This window comes from Streptomyces sp. NPDC031049 (assembly GCF_055571015.1).
On sequence record NZ_JBVIGC010000014.1, the window covers coordinates 149,995 to 151,346 of the forward strand.

Below are 1,352 nucleotides of genomic sequence, written 5' to 3' on the forward strand. Positions count from 1 at the left end.
ATCATCGCTCCCCCATCCCTCGGGCATCGCGCTGAGGGCAGAGGGGGCGTCCTCGTCACCCCACGCGCCGTCCTGCCCGGGTGCGAGAACGCGAGGCGCATCGTCGGCTGCAGACCAACCGGGGGCCGCGTCGGGGAGCGCCAGCCCTGCCGGCGGTTCTTGATCCGCTGTCCAGCCCAGACCTGGCGCAGCCGGGACGGCAGGATCCGTCGCGGGTCTCTGCAGGACGCGTGGGGCGTCATCACCGCTCCCCCCTCCCTCGGCCATCGCGCTGAGGGCAGAGGGAGCGTCCTCATCACCCCACCCGCCGTCCCCACTGCTCGGGGCGGCCGGACCGACTACTTCACCCGCGTCGTGCTCGGGTGCCAGCGGGCGAGGTGCATGCTCCGTGGCCAACCATCCCGGATGCGCATCAGCATGTGCCAGTCCGGAGGGAGGTTCCTCGCTCGCCGTCCAGCCGGTTTCCCGAACAGTCCGAGGCACGGACATGTCCAAGACGCGCGGGGCGTCGTCGTCGCTCGCCCATCCCTCGGCAACAGCGCCAAACGCGGAGGGCGCATCCCCCTGGCTCCACGCTTCGGCGGCAGTCGTGCCCACGGCGGGACCGACTGCTTCCCCTGCGTCGTCGTACTCGGATGCCAGGACCCGTGGTACGTCGTCCGAGGCAGACCAGAGGCCAGCCTCATCGGCAACGGCCAGGCCCGACGGCGGTTCCTCGTCCCCCGTCCAACCAACCGCTGAGCCTGCGGCGGGGGACACCTGCTGCGTCGCCGCCGTGTCCAGCACGCGCGGGGCATCCTCGTGACTCGCCCATCCCTCGGCAACAGCACCGAGAGCGGAGGGGACGTCCTCGTCTGCCCACGCACCGCTGCCACCGCTCACGGTGGCGGGACCTGCGGTTCCCCCGGCGGTCTGTTCAGGGGGCAGCACCCGGGGAGCGTCGTGCGCAGCAGACCAACCCGGGTCCTCGCCAGGCACCGCCAGACCCGACGGAGGTTCCTCCTCCACGGCCCTTCCTGCCTCGGTAGGAAGAACCTGGGGCGCATCGTCCGCGTCCGTCCACCCTTCGGCGGCAGCGTCAGGCGTGGAGGGGGCGTCCTCGTCTCCCCAGCCGCCTGCTGCGCTGCGGGGCGGGACCGGGAATTCCTCCGGGGCGGTGGCCAATTCGTCACCTCGTTGACGATCACGGGTGGCGGCCGGGCCGCCTGCAGTCCCTGGGGCAGATCGAGTGCCTCTCGACGCTAGGGATCACGGGCGTTCGAGGGCGCCGCCTCCCTGTGCCCCTCCCGCCTGGGGGGATGCGCGGCCCGGAAAATTGGTCGCCGATTCCCCCAGGCGGTCCATGCCCCCGA